The organism is Bradyrhizobium sp. BEA-2-5, assembly GCF_032918025.1.
Taxonomy (GTDB): domain Bacteria; phylum Pseudomonadota; class Alphaproteobacteria; order Rhizobiales; family Xanthobacteraceae; genus Bradyrhizobium; species Bradyrhizobium pachyrhizi.
In genome coordinates this window covers 5,040,721-5,059,608 of sequence record NZ_CP136629.1, presented here as the reverse complement: position 1 = coordinate 5,059,608, position 18,888 = coordinate 5,040,721, and the positions used below count along the sequence as shown (strand labels likewise).

Below are 18,888 nucleotides of genomic sequence, written 5' to 3'. Positions count from 1 at the left end.
TGCGGTGCAGGGACGCAGTTTGTTCATCTTTCCTTCAGGCAAAAAAGTGCCTTTGCTAGGGTGACTTAGACCGGCTGTTTGGCTCGCGCCGGAGACGACGGAATCCATATGCTCGACTTGGCTATCGTAGGCGGCGGCCCCGGCGGGCTGATGAGCGCCTGGTATCTGAAGCGTAAGCTCGGCGATCTCTGCCGCGTCACCATCTACGAGGCCTCCGACCGGCTGGGCGGCAAGATCGTCACGCGCAAATTCGATTCGGCGCCCGCGATGTACGAGGCCGGCGTTGCCGAGATCTACGACTACTCGATGACGGGGCCGGACCCGCTGCGCGAGCTGATCCAGCATTTCGGCCTCCAGACCATTCCGATGGATGCCGAGCAGGTGCATTTCGGCGGCGAGCTCCTCAATGACGTGCCCGGCATGCGCCGCAAATACGGCGCCAAGACCGCGGCCGCGATCGAGGCATTCCGCGAGCGCTGCACCGAGATGTTGTCGCCGGTCGAATATTACGAAGGCGTCGGCGCGCACGACAACGAGAATCCCTGGGCCTACAAGACCGCCGAGCAGGTGCTCGACGAGGAGGTCGAGGACGAGACGGCAAAGCGTTTCTTCAAGGTGATGGCCCGCTCCGACATCGCGACTGAGAGCCACAACACCAACGGTCTCAACGCGCTCAAGAACTATCTGATGGATGTCGACGGCTATATCGGCCTCTATTCCATCCAGAACGGCAACGAGCAGCTGATCGAATGCCTGCAGTCGGAGGTCAATGCCGACATCCAGCTCAATCACCGCGTGCTCACCGTCGGCAAGGCGCCGACCGGCCGCTATCAGCTCAAGATGATGAACGGCAAGGGACCGGAGACGCGCGACTTCGATCTCGTCCTGGTCTGCCTGCCGCATTCCTGGCTCGCCACCCTCAGCTGGGAGGGTGAGCAGCTGCGCAAATCGATGGTCAAGCACGTCGCCTATTTCGACCGCCCCGCGCACTATCTGCGCGTCTCGATCCTGTTCGACGAGCCGTTCTGGGGCGAGAAGATTCCGGGCGCCTGGTTCATGTCGGAGGCTTTTGGCGGCTGCTGCGTCTACAACGAGGGCGCGCGCCACGACGTCGGCAAGCATGGTGTTCTGAACTGGCTCATTCCCGGCTCCGACGCGCTGGCTTTCGCCAATCTGTCGGACCAGGAGCTGATCGATGCCGCCCTGAAATCGCTGCCGGCTTCTCTCGGCGACGCGCGCGAGCATTTCATGGAAGGCAAGATCCACCGCTGGCTGTCGTCCGTGAACGCGCTGCCGGGTGGCTTGCCCATACGCGACGTCATGACCAATCACCGGCCCGAGCCGAAGGAGCATCCCGGCATCGTGGTGGTCGGCGACTATCTGTTCGACTCGACGCTGAACGGCCTGCTGGATTCTTCGGATGCGGCGACTGACATCATCCTGACCGAGATGATGCGCCTGCGCCGCGCCCGCGCGCAGGACGAGGGCGCGCTGTCCGACAAGATCGATCGCAGCTATTTCGACAATTATCGCGGCGCCGGGCCCTACAGCGAGGTCTGGCGCAACTTCACCGACCCCGTCTATCTGACGGACCTGATCAAGACGGTCTGGGGCAAGGCGACGGGCGCCAAGCTGCTGGTCGCGGGCTCCGCCAGCGGCGAACTGGTCGGCGCGCTGCGTGATCGCGGCATCGATGCATGGGGAATCGAGAACAACCGCGCCATTCATGCCAAGACGCCGACAGCGCTGAAAAAGTACAACAAGCTCGGCTCGATCACCGACATGCCGTTCAAGGCCAACGAGTTCGACTTCGTGTTCGAGACCTCGCTGTGCCATCTCGGCGAGAAGCAGGTCGTGCGCGGGGTCCGCGAGCTCAACCGCGTGGTCAAGACCGGCCTCGTGTTCGGCTCGATCACCTCGGACATGGCGCCGGCGTTGATCGACCGCTACGACCTGCTGCGCGGGGTCAAGAAGCTCGGCACCTGGTGGGAATGGTCCGAACTGTTCTTCGGCAACGGTTTCGACCTCTCGATGCACCGCAAGGATTGCACCGATGCGCTCTGGGAAGCGACGCTCGCCGCCAACAAGGGGCCGGGGCAGTGGTACGCCGACGCCGACAGCTTGCGCTATTCCTTCTTCGACAAGGTCGAGGCCGACCTCGACGACTAGCGGGACCGACCGGAAGCTCTTGCCGCCAGCCGACCGGCCTCGTGTCAACCAGCTGTCAAACGGCGGCAATGCTTTGCTCCGCAACTCCGCGCGAGCGTGCGGCGACGCGTCGGCCGTTCCAAACGCTTTGCCGAATTCGTCGTGATCGCATAGGATTACGGCCGCAGTGTTATCAGCTGCGGTTTCGATTTGCGGTCATGCCGGCCGTGGAGCATCGGTTGGTTTCATGGCGCCAAGACCTCCTGCATCAGACGATCCGACGAGACCGGGGGCCGACGATCCCGAGCTGAAGAAGAAGCCCGCGTCCGGTCCGCCCGCGGCGGCCGCCTCCACAAAGCCGGCCGCGGCGCCGGCTGACGATGAAGAGGAAGACGAGGGGGACGACGAGCTGGAGCTCGACGAGGACGATGAGGACGAGGACCTCGTCGTCTATACCGCGAGCGAAGCCGCCGGCGCGCTCTCCACGATCTTTGGCTTCGTCAGGCCGATCCTGGCGAACTACAAGAAGCCGTTCGCCTGCGTCGCCTTCGGCGTGCTGGTCGAGACGCTGTTCAACGTCATCATGCCGCTAAGTCTCAAGTTCCTGATCGACGAAGCGCTCGGCGAGGAGGATTTCCAGGCGCTGTATAAGATCCTCGGCGTGCTTGCGGTCGCCGGCATCTTCACCTCGATCGTTGCGGTCTGGTACGAGCGCTGGGATGCGCGGCTCGCCGCCTGCATCATCTCCGACGTCCGCAAGCGCCTGTTCGAGCACGTCCAGGACCTGCCGGCGGCTTATTTTGGCCGCACCAGGCGCGGCGAGATCCTGTCGCGCTTTTCGGTCGATCTCTCGGCCTTTGAAGGCTCGGTCAAGACCTTTGCCAACAGTGCCGCGCTGCCATTCCTGGAACTGGTGGCCGGCATCATCCTGATGCTGTTCCTGAACTGGCAGCTCGCCGTCGTCGCGCTGCTGGTGTTTCCGATCACGCTGATCGGCCCGCGGATCCTGACGTCCAAGGCGGTGCAGGCCAACTACGAGCAGAAGCTCAACGAGTCGGCGCTGCTCGGCATGGTGCAGGAGAACGTGGCCGCCCAGGCCGTGATCAAGGCGTTCAATCTGCAGCGCCGGGCGCTCGGCTGGTTCACGATGCGCAACCGCGACGTCCGGGCCAAGGCCGCGTCAGCCATGTTTCTCTCGACCATGGTGGAGCGGACGGTCACCATCTCGGTGCTCCTCCTGCACCTCGTGGTGCTCGCGATCGGCGCGTATCTCGCGACCAAGGGCCAGATCACCATCGGCACCTTCGTCACCTTCGAGAGCGCGTTCTGGGAGGTTTCCTACAACATCGCTCACGTGATGCATTTCATCCCGGTGTCGATCTCCTCGGCCGCCGCGATTCGCCACATCCAGGAACTGCTCGACGAGCCGACCCGCGGCGCCGATCGCCCCGGCGCGCCCGATCTGCCGCGTATCGCCAACGACATCACTTTCGATCACGTCACCTTCCGGTACGAGGGCAGTCAGACGCCGGTGCTGGACAATCTCAGCCTCAAGCTCAATGTCGGCAAGCGCATCGCGATCGTCGGTCCGAGCGGCTCCGGCAAGAGCACGCTGCTCAATCTGATCCTGCGGCTCTACGTGCCCGACGAAGGCCGCGTCACCATCGACGGCGTCGACGTTCGCAAGGTGACGCTGGATTCGCTGCGCCGGAGCATGGCGGTCGTGTTCCAGGAGAACATGCTGTTCAACATGTCGATCCGCGAGAACATCCGGCTCGGCAAGGAGGGGGCGACCGATGCGGAGGTGGAGGAGGCGGCCAAGAAGGCCGAGATCCACCGCTACATCATGAGCCTGCCACAGCGATACGACACGCCGGTCGGCGAGCGTGGAGACACGCTGTCTGGCGGCCAGCGCCAGCGCATCGCAATCGCACGCGCAATCATCCGCAACCCCTCGGTATTGCTGCTGGACGAGGCCACCTCGGCGCTCGACCAGACCACGGAAGCCGCGATCAACCGCACGCTGCTCAAGATCGCCAAGGGCCGCACCATGATCTGGTCGACTCACCGCCTGACCTCGGTGGTCGAGATGGACGAGATCATCGTGATTTCAGGGGGCAGGGCGATCGAGCGCGGCTCCCACGAGGAACTGCTGGCCCGTAATGGCGTCTATCGCAAGCTGTGGGACGACCAGGGACATCTGACTCACGACGAGGACGACGCCGACGCGGATGATGACGATGATGAAGATGAGGACGAAGACGAGGATGAGGAGGCGTGAGGCCCGCGCCGCGTCGCGGGCGATGGCCGAGCGCTAAATTCTACTTTACGCCCGGTCCGCGGCGTGCGGACGTTGCCGGAAGTGGTTGGCCGGCTGCGTCGTTGACGCCGCCGCCGCGGGGTTGTGCAGCCGGCGCAGCCAGCCGCGGCCGAGATAGCCGAAAAAGCGTGCCCAGCGCTGGGCCTGCCAGGTGGGCCCGCTGCCGACCGACACCTCGCGGAAGCTGAATGCCTTGCCATTCGACCAGGCGTCGCAGGCGGTCTTGACCGGATCGTCGTAGAACGCGGTGATCTTCTCCTCGCCCATGCCGTCGGTCGACAGCCAGGCCGGGATGTGGACGTTGCAGAGCTGGGCGACGTCGGTGAACACCTTGTCGGTCCCGGTGCCGGTGACGGGGCAGGTGCTGGCGAAGGCATCGCCGACCAGCACGATGCCGGCCTGCCGATAGCCGGTGCTGACATAGATGTCGGCGGGCCTGATCTTGATATCGCCGGCGATGTCGAATTCGCCGGTGAGCCGGCGCAGCCGCGGCAGCGCGGCGTTCAGCGTCTCGACCGGATTGCGCCGCATCGCCCGCAGCCAGGGATCGTCGGCCTTGCGATAGGTGAAGAGGTTGGCGCGCATCCGGTTTCCGACCGGAAACAGCGTGATGTAGGGGATGCGGTCGCTCGGCCGCTCCGAGAAATAGGTCATGGCCGCGAACGGGAAGGCGGGGCGGCCGACAGGGACGAAATCGAAGCCGAGCGAGATAGAGTGGCAGAAGCTCGTAACCAGCCGCTCGATGCCGAGCATCCGGCGCAACCCGACGTTCAGGCCGTTGGCGAGCACCACAAGGCGCGCCGAGATCTCCTCGCCATTGGCAAGCACGAGCCGCTGCCGCTCGGAACTGGTCGCGACATTGATCACCTTGTCGCAGATGAATTCCGCCGGCCCGGCGATTTCGTTCCGAATCGCCGCGATCAGCGCGTCGTACATGCTGCCGTATTGCCGGCTCGGCTGCCGGTCAAGCAACCGGCCGAATCGCGCGATCCAGTTCTCGCCGTCCAGCGTCGCCGAGCGGAGCACCAACTCGGCGAGGCCGGTCCTGGCGAATCGCTCGAGCTGGAGGTCGCCGCCGATCTTTTCGACCCGGAAATCGAACGGATAGACCGGGTGGGGGTCGATCAGGACCGTCGGTATCCCGGCACGGCCGAGCATGGCGGCTGCGGTCGAGCCCGCAAGACCGCCGCCGATGATCGCGATGTCGGTGTACCGCATGAGAATTCCGTGGCTGTGACCCCGATTTTTGCGCTGCGAATGGCAAATAAAGGCTTAGTTTCGAAGTTTGCCTTCGAGACTAACTTGGGGAGAGTTGTTTCTATTCGTATTTTACCCGGATATAATATGATTCCGCACGCGCCCGAAGATTCGGATGAGGGCGCGGGGAGGTTGGTCGGCCGTCACATTTCGCCTTGCCCGAACCGCGGCGAAATGCGAAATCCGCAAGTGCCAGAGGCGTTTCTTTGCTTGTCGTTTTGCTTGACTTCACTATCTCTCGATTATACAAGGCGCCCACTTAACGACAGGCGGTGAGCATCGCCAGCGTCGGAACGGGCCACCCGAAGGCCCTTTTTGAGGAGCCGGACGGGCACCAACCTCGACGAATGCCGCTCAAACGCTGTCGATCATAGCTAGGCAATGCCAGTGCGACTTTAGGTCTCTTGAGCACGTTCTCTTGAGATCGAATTCGGATGCATGACCTCGGTGGCGGACCGAACAGCGAACGCTGAACGGTTCGGGATCGCGGTCCTCTGTGGCGTCGAAGCGCTTTCCGCTCGTTGATGGAGCGGTTGGCGCAATTTCGCTTTGTGCGGGTATTTGTCCCGTGCCGAGCGGGCCGTACGGGACGGCTTTTCCCGAGAAGAATTGGCGGACCGATTCAAGGTTTCGCGCGAACTAAAGGGTGAAGGCTAGATGCCGACGATCAACCAGCTGATCGCTCAACCGCGTGAAGTGCAGAAGTCGCGCAAGAAGGTGCCGGCGCTGCAGCAGTCGCCGCAGAAGCGTGGTGTTTGCACCCGCGTCTACACCACGACTCCGAAGAAGCCGAACTCGGCGCTTCGTAAGGTCGCCAAGGTGCGCCTGACCAACGGCTTCGAGGTGATCGGCTACATCCCCGGCGAGGGCCATAACCTCCAGGAGCACTCGGTGGTCATGATCCGCGGCGGCCGCGTCAAGGACTTGCCGGGCGTGCGCTACCACATCCTCCGCGGCGTTCTGGATACCCAGGGCGTCAAGAACCGTAAGCAGCGTCGTTCGAAGTACGGCGCCAAGCGTCCGAAGTAAGCGGGAACCAGGTCCATGTCTCGTCGCCATTCTGCTGAAAAGCGTGAAGTCCTTCCCGATCCGAAGTTCGGGAACATCATCGTCACGAAGTTCATGAACTCGGTGATGTACGCCGGCAAGAAGTCGGTCGCCGAAGGTATCGTCTACGGCGCGTTCGGCATCATCGAAAGCAAGACCAAGCAGAGCCCGCTCGGCGTGTTCGAGCAGGCGCTCGAGAACGTCATGCCGACCATCGAGGTGCGCTCCCGCCGCGTCGGCGGCGCGACCTACCAGGTTCCGGTCGAGGTTCGCTCGACCCGCCGTCAGGCCCTGGGCATCCGCTGGCTGATCGCGGCTGCGCGCGAGCGCAACGAGAAGACGATGACCGAGCGGCTCTCGGCGGAGCTCTTGGATGCATCGAATAATCGGGGGAACGCCGTCAAGAAGCGCGAAGACGTGCACCGCATGGCGGAAGCCAACCGCGCCTTCTCGCACTATCGCTGGTAACGGCGCCACACTCGGACTCGCAAGGAACGACCCATGCCCCGCCAACATGCCATCGAGGATTACCGTAACTTCGGTATCATGGCGCATATCGACGCCGGCAAGACCACGACGACCGAGCGCATCCTCTATTACACCGGCAAGAGCCACAAGATCGGCGAAGTGCACGAAGGTGCCGCGACGATGGACTGGATGGAGCAGGAGCAGGAGCGTGGCATCACGATCACTTCGGCTGCCACCACCGCGTTCTGGAACGGCAAGCGCCTGAACATCATCGACACGCCTGGCCACGTCGACTTCACCATCGAGGTCGAGCGCAGCTTGCGCGTGCTCGACGGCGCCGTCTGCGTGCTCGACTCGAACCAGGGCGTCGAGCCCCAGACCGAGACCGTCTGGCGCCAGGGCGACAAGTACAAGGTTCCGCGCATCGTCTTCGCCAACAAGATGGACAAGATCGGTGCGGACTTCTTCAAGTGCCTGTCCGACATCGTCGACCGTCTGGGCGCGAAGCCCGTCGCGATCCAGCTTCCGATCGGTGCCGAGAACAACTTCAAGGGTCTCGTCGACCTCGTGAAGATGAAGGGCGTCGTCTGGAACGATGAAGCGCTCGGCGCCAAGTTCGACTATGTCGACATTCCGGAAGATCTCGTCGACCAGGCCAAGGAATACCGCGAGAAGATGGTGGAAGCCGCCGTCGAGCTCGACGACGACGCCATGGCCGCCTATCTCGACGGCAAGGAGCCGGACGAGGCGACGCTGAAGCGGCTGATCCGCAAGGCGGTGCTGACTGGCGCGTTCTATCCGGTGCTGTGCGGCTCGGCCTTCAAGAACAAGGGCGTGCAGCCGCTGCTCGACGCCGTCGTCGATTATCTGCCGTCGCCGCTCGACGTGCCTGCGATCAAGGGCACCGATGACAAGGGCAACGAAGTCGTGCGCAAGGCGGACGACAAGGAGCCCCTGGCGCTGCTCGCGTTCAAGATCATGGACGACCCGTTCGTCGGCACCATCACCTTCTGCCGCATCTACTCCGGCGTTCTGCAGAGCGGCACCGGCGTCGTGAACTCGACCCGCGAGAAGAAGGAGCGGATCGGGCGCATGCTCTTGATGCATGCGAACAACCGCGAGGACATCAAGGAAGCCTATGCGGGCGACATCGTCGCGCTGGCGGGTCTGAAGGAAGCGCGCACCGGTGACACGCTGTGCGATCCCGACAAGCAGGTGATCCTGGAGAAGATGGAATTCCCCGAGCCGGTCATCGAGATCGCGATCGAGCCGAAGTCCAAGGCCGACCAGGAGAAACTGGGCGTGGCGCTGGCCAAGCTCGCTGCGGAGGATCCGTCCTTCCGCGTGTCGACCGACCACGAGTCCGGCCAGACCATCCTCAAGGGCATGGGCGAACTCCACCTCGACATCAAGGTCGACATCCTGAAGCGCACCTACAAGGTCGACGCCAATATCGGCGCGCCGCAGGTGGCTTTCCGTGAGCGCGTCACCAAGCGGGTGGAGCACAGCTACACCCACAAGAAGCAGACCGGCGGTACTGGCCAGTTCGCGGCCGTCTCGTTCATCGTCGAGCCGAACGAGCCCGGCAAGGGCTACGAGTTCGAATCGAAGATCGTCGGCGGCGCGGTGCCGAAGGAATACATCCCCGGCGTCGAGAAGGGCCTGGAGAGCGTGCTGTCGTCGGGCGTGGTCGCGGGCTTCCCCGTGGTCGACGTCAAGGTGACGCTCGTCGACGGCAAGTACCACGACGTCGACTCGTCGGCGCTCGCCTTCGAAATCGCTTCGCGCGCCTGCTTCCGCGAAGCGCTGCAGATGGGCAAGTCCGTCCTGCTCGAGCCGATCATGAAGGTCGAAGTGGTGACCCCGGAAGACTACACCGGCTCGGTCATCGGCGATCTGAATTCCCGGCGCGGTCAGATCCAGGGACAGGACATGCGCGGCAACGCCAACGTCATCAACGCGATGGTGCCGCTCATGAACATGTTCGGTTACGTGAACAATCTGCGCTCGATGAGCCAGGGTCGCGCGACCTTCACCATGCAGTTCGACCACTACGCAGAAGCGCCGGCCAACGTGTCGGCAGAAGTCCAGAAGAAGTTTGCCTGATTGTCGTCGGTCTCAAGCTGACGATTGAACGGAGAGTCAAATGGCCAAAGCAAAGTTTGAACGTAACAAGCCGCACTGCAACATCGGCACCATCGGTCACGTCGACCATGGCAAGACGTCGCTGACCGCGGCGATCACCAAGATCCTCGCCGAGACCGGCGGTGCGACGTTCACCGCGTACGACCAGATCGACAAGGCGCCGGAAGAGAAGGCCCGCGGCATCACGATCTCGACCGCGCACGTCGAGTACGAGACCCAGAATCGCCACTACGCCCACGTCGACTGCCCCGGCCACGCCGACTACGTGAAGAACATGATCACCGGCGCCGCCCAGATGGACGGTGCGATCCTGGTCGTGTCCGCCGCTGACGGCCCGATGCCGCAGACCCGCGAGCACATCCTGCTCGCCCGCCAGGTCGGCGTCCCCGCGCTCGTCGTGTTCCTCAACAAGTGCGACATGGTCGACGATCCGGAGCTGCTCGAACTCGTCGAGCTCGAGGTCCGCGAACTGCTCTCGAAGTACGAATTCCCGGGCGACAAGATCCCGATCATCAAGGGTTCGGCGCTCGCCGCTCTCGAAGACTCCGACAAGAAGCTCGGCCACGACGCCATCCTCGAGCTGATGCGCAACGTCGACGAGTACATCCCGCAGCCGGAGCGTCCGATCGACCAGCCGTTCCTGATGCCGGTTGAAGACGTGTTCTCGATCTCTGGCCGCGGCACCGTGGTGACCGGCCGTGTCGAGCGCGGCGTCGTCAAGGTCGGCGAGGAAATCGAGATCGTCGGTCTCCGCGCCACCCAGAAGACCACCGTCACCGGCGTTGAAATGTTCCGCAAGCTGCTCGATCAGGGCCAGGCCGGCGACAACATCGGCGCGCTGCTCCGCGGCACCAAGCGCGAGGACGTCGAGCGCGGCCAGGTTCTGGCCAAGCCCGGTTCGGTCAAGCCGCACACCAAGTTCAAGGCTGAGGCCTACATCCTCACCAAGGAAGAGGGCGGTCGCCACACTCCGTTCTTCACCAACTACCGTCCGCAGTTCTACTTCCGCACCACCGACGTGACCGGTGTCGTGCACCTGCCGGAAGGCACCGAGATGGTGATGCCGGGCGACAACATTGCGATGGAAGTGCACCTGATCGTGCCGATCGCGATGGAAGAGAAGCTCCGCTTCGCGATCCGCGAAGGTGGCCGCACCGTCGGCGCCGGCGTCGTCGCCTCGATCATCGAGTAACAAGCGAATAGGGAATGGTGAGTGGCGAATAGGGGATTCTATTCGCTACTCGCTACTCGCCACTCACTAGAGAAAGCACGGCAATGAACGGCCAAAACATTCGTATCCGTCTCAAGGCGTTCGACCATCGTATCCTCGATACGTCGACCCGCGAGATCGTGAACACGGCGAAGCGCACCGGCGCGCAGGTCCGCGGACCCATTCCGCTGCCCACGCGCATCGAGAAGTTCACCGTCAACCGTTCGCCCCACGTGGACAAGAAGAGCCGCGAACAGTTCGAGATGCGCACCCACAAGCGCCTGCTCGACATCGTCGATCCGACCCCGCAGACCGTCGATGCTTTGATGAAGCTCGACCTGGCCGCCGGTGTCGACGTCGAGATCAAGCTCTGAGGTTTTGGATTTTTACGTCCGCCGCTTGAGGACAGAAAGAACAGGAAGCAAGCCGATGCGCTCCGGAGTGATCGCACAAAAGGTCGGGATGACGCGGGTCTTCACGGAGGCCGGCGAACATATCCCCGTGACCGTGCTGAAGCTCGGCAATTGCCAGGTCGTAGGCCACCGCACCGAAGAGAAGAACGGTTACGTCGCGCTCCAGCTCGGTTCTGGCGGCCGCAAGACCGTTTACATGCCGAAGGCCGAGCGCGGCCAGTTCGCGGTCGCCAAGGTCGAGCCGAAGCGCCGGGTCGAGGAATTCCGGGTCAGCGCGGATGCGATGATCCCGGTCGGCGCCGAGATCCAGGCGGATCACTTCGTCGTCGGCCAGTTCGTCGACGTCACCGGCACCTCGGTCGGTAAGGGCTTCGCCGGCGGCATGAAGCGCTGGAACTTCGGCGGTCTGCGCGCCACGCACGGTGTGTCGATCTCGCACCGCTCGATCGGTTCGACCGGTGGCCGTCAGGACCCCGGCAAGACCTGGAAGAACAAGAAGATGCCCGGCCACATGGGTGTCGACCGCATCACCACGCTCAACCTTCGCGTCGTCCAGACCGATGTCGAGCGCGGCCTGATCCTCGTCGAAGGCGCCGTTCCCGGCTCCAAGGGCGGTTGGATCCGCGTGCGCGACGCCGTCAAGAAGCCGCTGCCGAAGGAAGCCCCGAAGCCCGGCAAGTTCAAGGTTGCTGGCGGCGAAGCTGCCGAGGCTGTGGCCGAGAAGGAGGGCGCGTGAGATGGAATTGAAGGTCACCACCCTCGAAGGTAAGGAAGCCGGCTCGGTCCAGCTCTCCGACGCCATTTTCGGCCTCGAGCCGCGCGAGGACATCATCGCGCGCTGCGTGCAGTGGCAGCTCAACAAGCGCCAGGCCGGCACGCACAAGGCCAAGGGTCGCGCCGAGATCTGGCGCACAGGCAAGAAGATGTACAAGCAGAAGGGCACCGGCGGTGCTCGTCACGGCTCGGCCCGCGTGCCGCAGTTCCGCGGCGGCGGCCGTGCCTTCGGTCCGGTGGTGCGTTCGCACGCCACCGACCTGCCGAAGAAGGTCCGCGCGCTCGCCCTCAAGCATGCGCTCTCGGCCAAGGCCAAGGACGGCGATCTCGTCGTGATCGAGAAGGCCGCGCTGGAAGCCGCCAAGACCAAGGCGCTGCTCGGTCACTTCTCGGGTCTGGGCTTGACCAACGCGCTGATCATCGACGGCGCCGAGCTCAACAACGGTTTTGCCGCCGCGGCCCGCAACATCCCGAACATGGACGTGCTGCCGATCCAGGGCATCAACGTCTATGACATCCTGCGCCGTCAGAAGCTCGTTCTGACCAAGGCCGCCATCGATGCGCTGGAGGCGCGCTTCAAATGACGAAGAACATCGAGCCTCGCCACTACGACGTGATCCTGTCGCCGGTCGTGACCGAGAAGGCGACGATCGCCTCGGAGCACAACAAGGTGCTGTTCAAGGTGGCCGCAAAGGCGACCAAGCCGCAGATCAAGGAAGCGATCGAGAAGCTGTTCGACGTCAAGGTCAAGAGCGTCAACACGTTGGTCCGGAAGGGCAAGACGAAGATCTTCCGCGGCAATCTCGGCTCGCAGTCGAATTCCAAGCGCGCGATCGTGACCCTCGAAGAGGGTCACCGGATCGACGTGACCACCGGTCTGTAAGGTCGTACGACGATGGCACTGAAGACATTCAATCCCACGACGCCGGGCCAGCGCCAGCTGGTCATGGTCGATCGTTCGGCCCTGTACAAGGGCAAGCCGGTCAAGGCGCTCACCGAGGGCAAGCACTCCGCGGGCGGTCGCAACAACACCGGTCGCATCACCGTGCGCTTCCGCGGCGGCGGTCACAAGAAGGCCTACCGCACCGTCGACTTCCGCCGTGACAAGGTGGACATGCCGGCGGTCGTCGAGCGTCTCGAGTACGATCCCAACCGCACCGGCTTCATCGCGCTGATCAAGTATCAGGACGGCGAGCAGGCCTACATCCTGGCGCCTCAGCGCCTGGCCGTGGGTGACACGATCGTCGCCGGCAACTATGTCGACGTGAAGCCGGGCAACGTCATGCCGCTCGGCAACATGCCGGTCGGCACGATCATCCACAACATCGAGGTCAAGATCGGGAAGGGCGGCCAGCTCGCCCGTTCCGCCGGCACCTACGCCCAGCTCGTCGGCCGCGACCAGGACTACGTCATCATCCGCCTGAACTCGGGCGAGCAGCGCCTGGTGCACGGCCGTTGCCGCGGCACGATCGGCGCGGTGTCGAACCCCGATCATATGAACACCTCGATCGGTAAGGCCGGCCGTAACCGTTGGCTGGGCCGCAAGCCGCACAACCGCGGTGTTTCGATGAACCCGATCGACCATCCGCACGGCGGTGGTGAAGGTCGTACCTCGGGCGGCCGTCATCCGGTCACTCCGTGGGGCAAGCCGACCAAGGGCAAGAAGACCCGCACCAACAAGTCGACCAACAAATTCATTCTCCTAAGCCGCCACAAGCGGAAGAAGTAAGGAACGCCGGACATGGTTCGTTCAGTCTGGAAAGGCCCGTTCGTCGAGGGTTCTCTGCTCAAGAAGGCAGATGCCGCGCGCGCGTCCGGCCGTCACGACGTCATCAAGATCTGGAGCCGTCGCTCGACGATCCTGCCGCAGTTCGTCGGCCTGACCTTCGGCGTCTACAACGGTCAGAAGCACGTGCCGGTGGCCGTCAACGAGGAAATGGTGGGTCACAAGTTCGGCGAGTTCTCGCCGACCCGGACCTTCCATGGCCACTCCGGCGACAAGAAAGCCAAGAAGGCTTGAGGATCAAACGATGAGCAAACCTAAGCGCGAACGGAGCCTCGCCGAGAACGAGGCCAAGGCGGTCGCCCGGATGCTGCGGGTGAGCCCGCAGAAGCTCAACCTGGTTGCCCAGCTCATTCGCGGCCGGAAGGCAGCTGCTGCGCTCGCCGACCTGCAGTTTTCGCGCAAGCGGATCGCGGTCGATGTCAAGAAGTGCCTGGAATCGGCTATCGCCAATGCCGAGAACAACCACGACCTCGACGTCGACGATCTCGTCGTGGCGCAGGCCTTCGTGGGCAACGGCCTCGTGATGAAGCGTTTCGCCGCTCGCGGCCGCGGCCGCTCGGGCCGTGTCTACAAACCATTTTCGCAGCTGACGATCATCGTTCGTCAGGTCGAAGCCGAAGCAGCCGCTTAAGGGCGCAGGAGAACACGATGGGTCAAAAGATCAATCCGATCGGTCTGCGTCTCGGCATCAACCGGACCTGGGATTCCCGCTGGTTCGCCGGCAAGCAGGAATACGGCAAGCTGCTGCACGAGGACGTCAAGATCCGCGAGATCCTGCACAAGGAGCTGAAGCAGGCGGCCGTCGCCCGCATCGTGATCGAGCGTCCGCACAAGAAGTGCCGCGTCACCATTCACTCGGCCCGTCCGGGCGTGGTGATCGGCAAGAAGGGCGCGGACATCGACAAGCTGCGCAAGAAGGTCGCGGACATCACCTCGTCCGACGTCGTCATCAACATCGTCGAGATCCGCAAGCCGGAGCTCGATGCGACGCTGGTGGCCGAGTCGATCGCGCAGCAGCTGGAGCGCCGCGTGGCGTTCCGCCGCGCCATGAAGCGCGCCGTGCAGTCGGCGATGCGTCTCGGCGCGGAAGGCATCCGCATCAACTGCTCGGGACGTCTGGGCGGTGCGGAAATCGCGCGCATGGAGTGGTATCGTGAAGGTCGCGTGCCGCTGCACACGCTGCGCGCCGACATCGACTACGGCGTTGCGACCGCGTTCACGACCTTCGGCACCTGCGGCGTCAAGGTCTGGATCTTCAAGGGCGAGATCCTCGAGCACGATCCGATGGCCCAGGACAAGAGAATGGCCGAGGGCGACAGCACGCCGCGTTCGCGCCGCGACGCCGCTTGAGGCAAAGCAGGAATTTGAGGGCTTGAAGCCATGATGCAACCTAAGAAAACGAAGTTCCGGAAGGCGCATAAGGGCCGCATCCACGGCGTTGCGTCTTCGGGCGCGACGTTGGCGTTCGGCCAGTTCGGCCTGAAGGCGACCGAGCCTGAGCGCGTCACCGCGCGCCAGATCGAAGCCGCCCGTCGCGCGCTGACCCGCCACATGAAGCGCGCCGGCCGCGTCTGGATCCGCGTGTTCCCCGACGTTCCGGTGTCGAAGAAGCCGGCCGAAGTCCGCATGGGCTCCGGCAAGGGTTCGCCGGAATTGTGGGTCGCGCGCGTCAAGCCGGGCCGGGTGCTGTTCGAGATCGACGGCGTCCCGGTGCAGACCGCGAAGGAAGCGCTGTCGCTCGCGGCAGCCAAGCTGCCGATCAAGACGCGCTTCGTCGAGCGCATTGCGGAGTAATGGCCATGGCCCAGATGAAGATCGAAGACATCCGCGCGATGAGCCCCGACCAGCAGGATGACGCCATCCTGAACCTGAAGAAGGAGCGCTTCAACCTGCGCTTCCAGCGCGCCACCGGGCAGCTCGAGAACACCTCGCGCCTGCGCGAGGCCCGCCGTGACATCGCCCGGATCAAGACCGTCGCCGCGCAGACGCGCGCCAAGAAGAAGTAAGAGGCTTACGAAGATGCCGAAACGTACTTTGCAGGGCGTGGTCGTCAGCGACAAGCAAGCCAAGACCATTGTGGTGCGTGTCGATCGCCGCTTCACGCACCCGATCTACAAGAAGACCATCCGCCGGTCGAAGAACTACCACGCGCACGACGAGAGCAACGAGTTCAAGCCGGGCGACATGGTGTGGATCGAGGAAACGAAGCCGATTTCGAAGTTGAAGCGCTGGGTCGTGATCCGGGGCGAACACAAGAAAAGCGCCTGATTACTTCGGCCTGGCCGGGGAAATTCAGGGAAATTTTGAGCGCGCTAAAGCGCAGAAAGAGGACGAGGTGCATCAATGATTCAGATGCAGACCAACCTCGACGTGGCCGACAATTCTGGCGCACGCCGTGTCATGTGTATCAAGGTGCTCGGAGGCTCCAAGCGCCGCTACGCCACGATCGGCGACATCATCGTCGTGTCGATCAAGGAAGCGATTCCGCGTGGCAAGGTGAAGAAGGGCGACGTGATGAAGGCCGTCGTGGTGCGCGTCCGCAAGGACATCCGCCGCGCCGACGGTTCGGTCATCCGCTTCGACCGCAACGCCGCCGTGCTGATCAACAACCAGTCCGAGCCGGTCGGCACCCGTATCTTCGGGCCGGTGCCGCGCGAGCTGCGCGCCAAGAACCACATGAAGATCATCTCGCTCGCGCCGGAGGTGCTGTGATGGCTGCGAAGATCCGCAAGGGCGACAAGGTCGTGGTGCTGACCGGCCGCGACAAGGGCCGTACCGGCGAAGTGTTCGAGGTGCGTCCCGACGCCGGGACCGCGCTCGTGCGCGGCATCAATGTGGTCAAGCGTCACCAGAAGCAGACGCAGGCCCAGGAGGGCGGCATCATCTCGAAAGAGGCGCCGATCCAACTGTCCAACATTGCGTATGTCGGCAAGGACGGAAAGCCGACCCGCGTCGGATTCAAGATTCTGGCGGACGGCAAGAAGGTCCGCATCGCCAAGAGCTCGGGAGCTGAGATCGATGGCTGAGGCCGCTTACACGCCGCGCCTGCGCGCGGAATATGATGCGAAGATCCGCACGGCTCTGACCGAGAAGTTCGGTTATGAGAACGTGATGCAGGTTCCGCGCCTGGACAAGGTCGTGCTGAACATGGGCGTTGGCGATTCCGTCAACGACCGCAAGAAGGCCGAGACCGCCGCTGCCGAGCTGACCCAGATCGCCGGCCAGAAGGCGATCGTGACCTATTCGCGTATCGCGATCGCGACCTTCAAGCTGCGTGAGAATCAGCCGATCGGCTGCAAGGTCACGCTGCGCAAGGCTCGCATGTACGAGTTCATCGATCGCCTGGTGACGGTCGCGCTGCCGCGCGTCCGCGACTTCCGCGGCCTGAACCCGAAGAGCTTCGACGGCCGCGGCAACTACTCGCTCGGCATCAAGGAACACATCATTTTCCCCGAGATCGACTTCGACAAGGTCACGGAAGCCCGCGGTATGGACATCACCGTCTGCACCACGGCCAAGACCGACGAAGAGGCGAGGGCCTTGTTGACCGCTTTCAATTTCCCGTTCCGGCAGTGAGACGCTGACCTAGAGCCTCTCAAACGCGGATACCCAGGAGCCAAGCATGGCAAAGAAGAGTTCAGTCGAGAAGAACAACAGGCGCAAGCGGATGGTGAAGAACGCCGCCGCCAAGCGTGAGCGGTTGAAGGCGATCATCGCCGACAAGACGCTGCCGATGGAGGAGCGGTTCGCCGCGACCCTGAAGCTGGCGGAAATGCCGCGCAATTCGTCGGCGACCCGCATCCGCCTGCGCTGCGAGCTGTCGGGCCGCCCGCGGTCGAACTACCGCAAGAACAAGCTGTCCCGTATCGCGCTGCGCGACCTTGGCTCCAAGGGCATGGTCCCGGGCCTCGTGAAGTCCAGCTGGTAAGGAGGGTCGTTTAGATGTCAACGCACGATCCAATCAGCGATCTGATCACCCGTATCCGCAACGCGCAGATGCGTTCGAAGTCCAAGGTTTCCACGCCTGGCTCGAAGATGCGCGAGAACGTGCTCGAGGTTCTGAAGGCCGAGGGCTACATCCGCGGTTACGCCACGCTCGAGCATTCCTCGGGCCGCAGCGAGATCGAGATCGAGTTGAAGTATTTCGACGGCGAGCCCGTCATCCGCGAGATTGAGCGCGTTTCCAAGCCCGGGCGTCGCGTCTACGCCTCGGTGAAGAACCTGCCGCGGGTGAACAACGGACTCGGCATTTCGGTGTTGTCGACGCCGAAGGGGATCATGGCCGACCACAGCGCGCGCGACGCGAATGTGGGCGGTGAAGTCCTCTTCACGGTGTTCTGAGAAGGATTTTTGATCCATGTCACGTGTTGGCAAAAAGCCTGTGGCGGTGCCGTCGGGCGTTACCGCGACCGTCGACGGCCAGACCGTCAAGATGAAGGGGCCGAAGGGCCAGCTTCAGTTCATCGTCCATGACGACGTCGAGGTGAAGCTCGAGAACGGCCAGGTCAAGGTCAAGCCGCGGACCGAGACCAACCGCGCGCGGGCGCTGTACGGTACCGCTCGCGCCCAGGTCGCGAATCTGGTCGAAGGCGTCACCAAGGGCTTCGAGAAGAAGCTCGAGATCACCGGCGTCGGCTATCGCGCCGCGATGCAGGGCAAGAACCTGCAGCTCGCGCTCGGCTACAGCCACGACGTGATCTATCCGATCCCCGAGGGGATCACGATCACGGTGCCGAAGCCGACCGAGATCACGGTGGCGGGCAGCGACGTCCAGCGCGTCGGCCAGGTCGCCGCCGAGATCCGCTCCTATCGTCCGCCGGAGCCCTACAAGGGCAAGGGCGTGAAGTATGTGGGCGAATTCATCTTCCGCAAGGAAGGCAAGAAGAAGTAACGGAGCCGGTCATGTCGAAAGCCAAGGTTACGAATGCCCGGCGCAAGCGGAGTGTGCGGCTGAAGCTGCGCCGTTCCGCCGGCGGCCGTCCGCGCCTGTCAGTGTTCCGCTCGTCCAAGCACATCTACGCCCAGGTCATCGACGACCTGAAGGGCGAGACGCTGGCCTCCGCCTCCTCGCTCGAGAAGTCGATGCGCGACGGCGGCAAGACCGGCGCCGACATCGATGCGGCGAAGGCGGTCGGCAAGCTGCTGGCCGAGCGCGCGGCCGAGAAGGGCGTCAAGGAAGTCGTGTTCGATCGCGGCAGCTATCTCTACCACGGGCGCGTCAAGGCTCTGGCCGACGCGGCGCGCGAGGGCGGATTGAGCTTCTAAACTTTACGAACGATTACGAGGAAAGAGGCGCAAGGCCTCCTAGAGATTGGAAAAC

At 63.5% G+C, this 18,888-nt stretch carries 25 protein-coding genes; 24 read left to right on the top strand and 1 reads right to left on the bottom strand.

What is annotated here, in order from left to right:
- Positions 1-108 precede the first annotated feature (108 nt).
- Positions 109-2,169: an FAD-dependent oxidoreductase gene (locus RX327_RS23825; RefSeq protein ID WP_317247280.1), complete on the top strand. Its 2,061-nt coding sequence runs from the start codon at positions 109-111 to the stop codon at positions 2,167-2,169.
- A 226-nt stretch (positions 2,170-2,395) separates the two neighbouring features.
- Complete coding sequence (locus RX327_RS23820) at positions 2,396-4,429, top strand: ABC transporter ATP-binding protein (RefSeq protein WP_317247279.1); 2,034 nt, start codon at positions 2,396-2,398, stop codon at positions 4,427-4,429.
- Positions 4,430-4,474: 45 nt separating this feature from the next.
- Here the strand turns inward: RX327_RS23820 and RX327_RS23815 are convergent, their stop codons facing one another.
- Positions 4,475-5,686: an NAD(P)/FAD-dependent oxidoreductase gene (locus RX327_RS23815; RefSeq protein ID WP_317247278.1), complete on the bottom strand. Its 1,212-nt coding sequence runs from the start codon at positions 5,684-5,686 to the stop codon at positions 4,475-4,477.
- Positions 5,687-6,382: 696 nt separating this feature from the next.
- On the opposite strand from RX327_RS23815, the gene rpsL reads away from it, so the two are divergent.
- The 22 genes from rpsL to rplR all read left to right on the top strand — a co-directional run bounded on the left by rpsL (position 6,383) and on the right by rplR (position 18,833).
- A complete protein-coding gene (rpsL, locus tag RX327_RS23810; RefSeq protein ID WP_007603006.1) occupies positions 6,383-6,754 on the top strand; it encodes a 30S ribosomal protein S12 in 372 nt (123 codons plus the stop codon).
- A gap of 15 nt (positions 6,755-6,769) precedes the next feature.
- Positions 6,770-7,240, top strand: coding sequence for a 30S ribosomal protein S7 (gene rpsG / locus RX327_RS23805; protein ID WP_317247277.1), 471 nt, complete (start codon positions 6,770-6,772; stop codon positions 7,238-7,240).
- 33 nt (positions 7,241-7,273) lie between these two features.
- The gene (fusA, locus tag RX327_RS23800; protein WP_239624451.1) at positions 7,274-9,346 is read left to right on the top strand and encodes an elongation factor G; all 2,073 of its coding nucleotides are present in this window, start codon (positions 7,274-7,276) and stop codon (positions 9,344-9,346) included.
- Between the two features lie 40 nt (positions 9,347-9,386).
- A complete protein-coding gene (gene tuf, locus RX327_RS23795) occupies positions 9,387-10,577 on the top strand; it encodes an elongation factor Tu (protein WP_028177965.1) in 1,191 nt (396 codons plus the stop codon).
- A gap of 83 nt (positions 10,578-10,660) precedes the next feature.
- On the top strand, positions 10,661-10,969 hold the full coding sequence (gene rpsJ / locus RX327_RS23790; protein WP_002712302.1) for a 30S ribosomal protein S10: 309 nt from the start codon (positions 10,661-10,663) through the stop codon (positions 10,967-10,969).
- A gap of 55 nt (positions 10,970-11,024) precedes the next feature.
- Positions 11,025-11,744, top strand: a complete 720-nt coding sequence (gene rplC / locus RX327_RS23785) for a 50S ribosomal protein L3 (protein WP_317247276.1) — start codon at positions 11,025-11,027, stop codon at positions 11,742-11,744.
- Position 11,745: 1 nt separating this feature from the next.
- Entirely contained in the window at positions 11,746-12,366 is a 621-nt protein-coding gene (gene rplD, locus RX327_RS23780) for a 50S ribosomal protein L4 (protein ID WP_018647243.1), read from the top strand.
- Positions 12,363-12,665 (top strand): 50S ribosomal protein L23, encoded by a 303-nt coding sequence (locus RX327_RS23775; RefSeq protein ID WP_007603019.1) that lies wholly within the window; start codon positions 12,363-12,365, stop codon positions 12,663-12,665. Before rplD ends, RX327_RS23775 begins: the two co-directional genes overlap by 4 nt.
- A gap of 12 nt (positions 12,666-12,677) precedes the next feature.
- On the top strand, positions 12,678-13,511 hold the full coding sequence (gene rplB / locus RX327_RS23770) for a 50S ribosomal protein L2 (RefSeq protein WP_317247275.1): 834 nt from the start codon (positions 12,678-12,680) through the stop codon (positions 13,509-13,511).
- Between the two features lie 12 nt (positions 13,512-13,523).
- Positions 13,524-13,802 (top strand): 30S ribosomal protein S19, encoded by a 279-nt coding sequence (rpsS, locus tag RX327_RS23765; protein ID WP_008136357.1) that lies wholly within the window; start codon positions 13,524-13,526, stop codon positions 13,800-13,802.
- A 10-nt stretch (positions 13,803-13,812) separates the two neighbouring features.
- Positions 13,813-14,199, top strand: a complete 387-nt coding sequence (gene rplV, locus RX327_RS23760; RefSeq protein ID WP_008136353.1) for a 50S ribosomal protein L22 — start codon at positions 13,813-13,815, stop codon at positions 14,197-14,199.
- 17 nt (positions 14,200-14,216) lie between these two features.
- Entirely contained in the window at positions 14,217-14,918 is a 702-nt protein-coding gene (rpsC, locus tag RX327_RS23755; protein ID WP_317247274.1) for a 30S ribosomal protein S3, read from the top strand.
- A gap of 30 nt (positions 14,919-14,948) precedes the next feature.
- Positions 14,949-15,362 carry a 50S ribosomal protein L16 gene (gene rplP / locus RX327_RS23750; RefSeq protein ID WP_317247273.1) on the top strand — a complete coding sequence of 138 codons (414 nt, stop codon included), beginning with the start codon at positions 14,949-14,951 and terminating at the stop codon, positions 15,360-15,362.
- Between the two features lie 5 nt (positions 15,363-15,367).
- Entirely contained in the window at positions 15,368-15,574 is a 207-nt protein-coding gene (gene rpmC, locus RX327_RS23745; protein ID WP_011088144.1) for a 50S ribosomal protein L29, read from the top strand.
- A 13-nt stretch (positions 15,575-15,587) separates the two neighbouring features.
- Positions 15,588-15,836 (top strand): 30S ribosomal protein S17, encoded by a 249-nt coding sequence (rpsQ, locus tag RX327_RS23740; RefSeq protein WP_028177969.1) that lies wholly within the window; start codon positions 15,588-15,590, stop codon positions 15,834-15,836.
- 75 nt (positions 15,837-15,911) lie between these two features.
- Positions 15,912-16,280, top strand: a complete 369-nt coding sequence (gene rplN, locus RX327_RS23735; protein WP_007603030.1) for a 50S ribosomal protein L14 — start codon at positions 15,912-15,914, stop codon at positions 16,278-16,280.
- Positions 16,280-16,594 (top strand): 50S ribosomal protein L24, encoded by a 315-nt coding sequence (gene rplX, locus RX327_RS23730; protein ID WP_008549245.1) that lies wholly within the window; start codon positions 16,280-16,282, stop codon positions 16,592-16,594. Before rplN ends, rplX begins: the two co-directional genes overlap by 1 nt.
- Positions 16,587-17,144, top strand: a complete 558-nt coding sequence (gene rplE, locus RX327_RS23725; RefSeq protein WP_018647250.1) for a 50S ribosomal protein L5 — start codon at positions 16,587-16,589, stop codon at positions 17,142-17,144. Before rplX ends, rplE begins: the two co-directional genes overlap by 8 nt.
- 46 nt (positions 17,145-17,190) lie before the next feature.
- The gene (gene rpsN, locus RX327_RS23720) at positions 17,191-17,496 is read left to right on the top strand and encodes a 30S ribosomal protein S14 (RefSeq protein ID WP_024342455.1); all 306 of its coding nucleotides are present in this window, start codon (positions 17,191-17,193) and stop codon (positions 17,494-17,496) included.
- 14 nt (positions 17,497-17,510) lie between these two features.
- Positions 17,511-17,909: a 30S ribosomal protein S8 gene (gene rpsH, locus RX327_RS23715; protein WP_131867594.1), complete on the top strand. Its 399-nt coding sequence runs from the start codon at positions 17,511-17,513 to the stop codon at positions 17,907-17,909.
- 16 nt (positions 17,910-17,925) lie between these two features.
- The gene (rplF, locus tag RX327_RS23710) at positions 17,926-18,459 is read left to right on the top strand and encodes a 50S ribosomal protein L6 (RefSeq protein WP_239624443.1); all 534 of its coding nucleotides are present in this window, start codon (positions 17,926-17,928) and stop codon (positions 18,457-18,459) included.
- A gap of 11 nt (positions 18,460-18,470) precedes the next feature.
- Positions 18,471-18,833 (top strand): 50S ribosomal protein L18, encoded by a 363-nt coding sequence (gene rplR / locus RX327_RS23705; RefSeq protein ID WP_317247272.1) that lies wholly within the window; start codon positions 18,471-18,473, stop codon positions 18,831-18,833.
- The last annotated feature ends 55 nt before the right edge of the window (positions 18,834-18,888 follow it).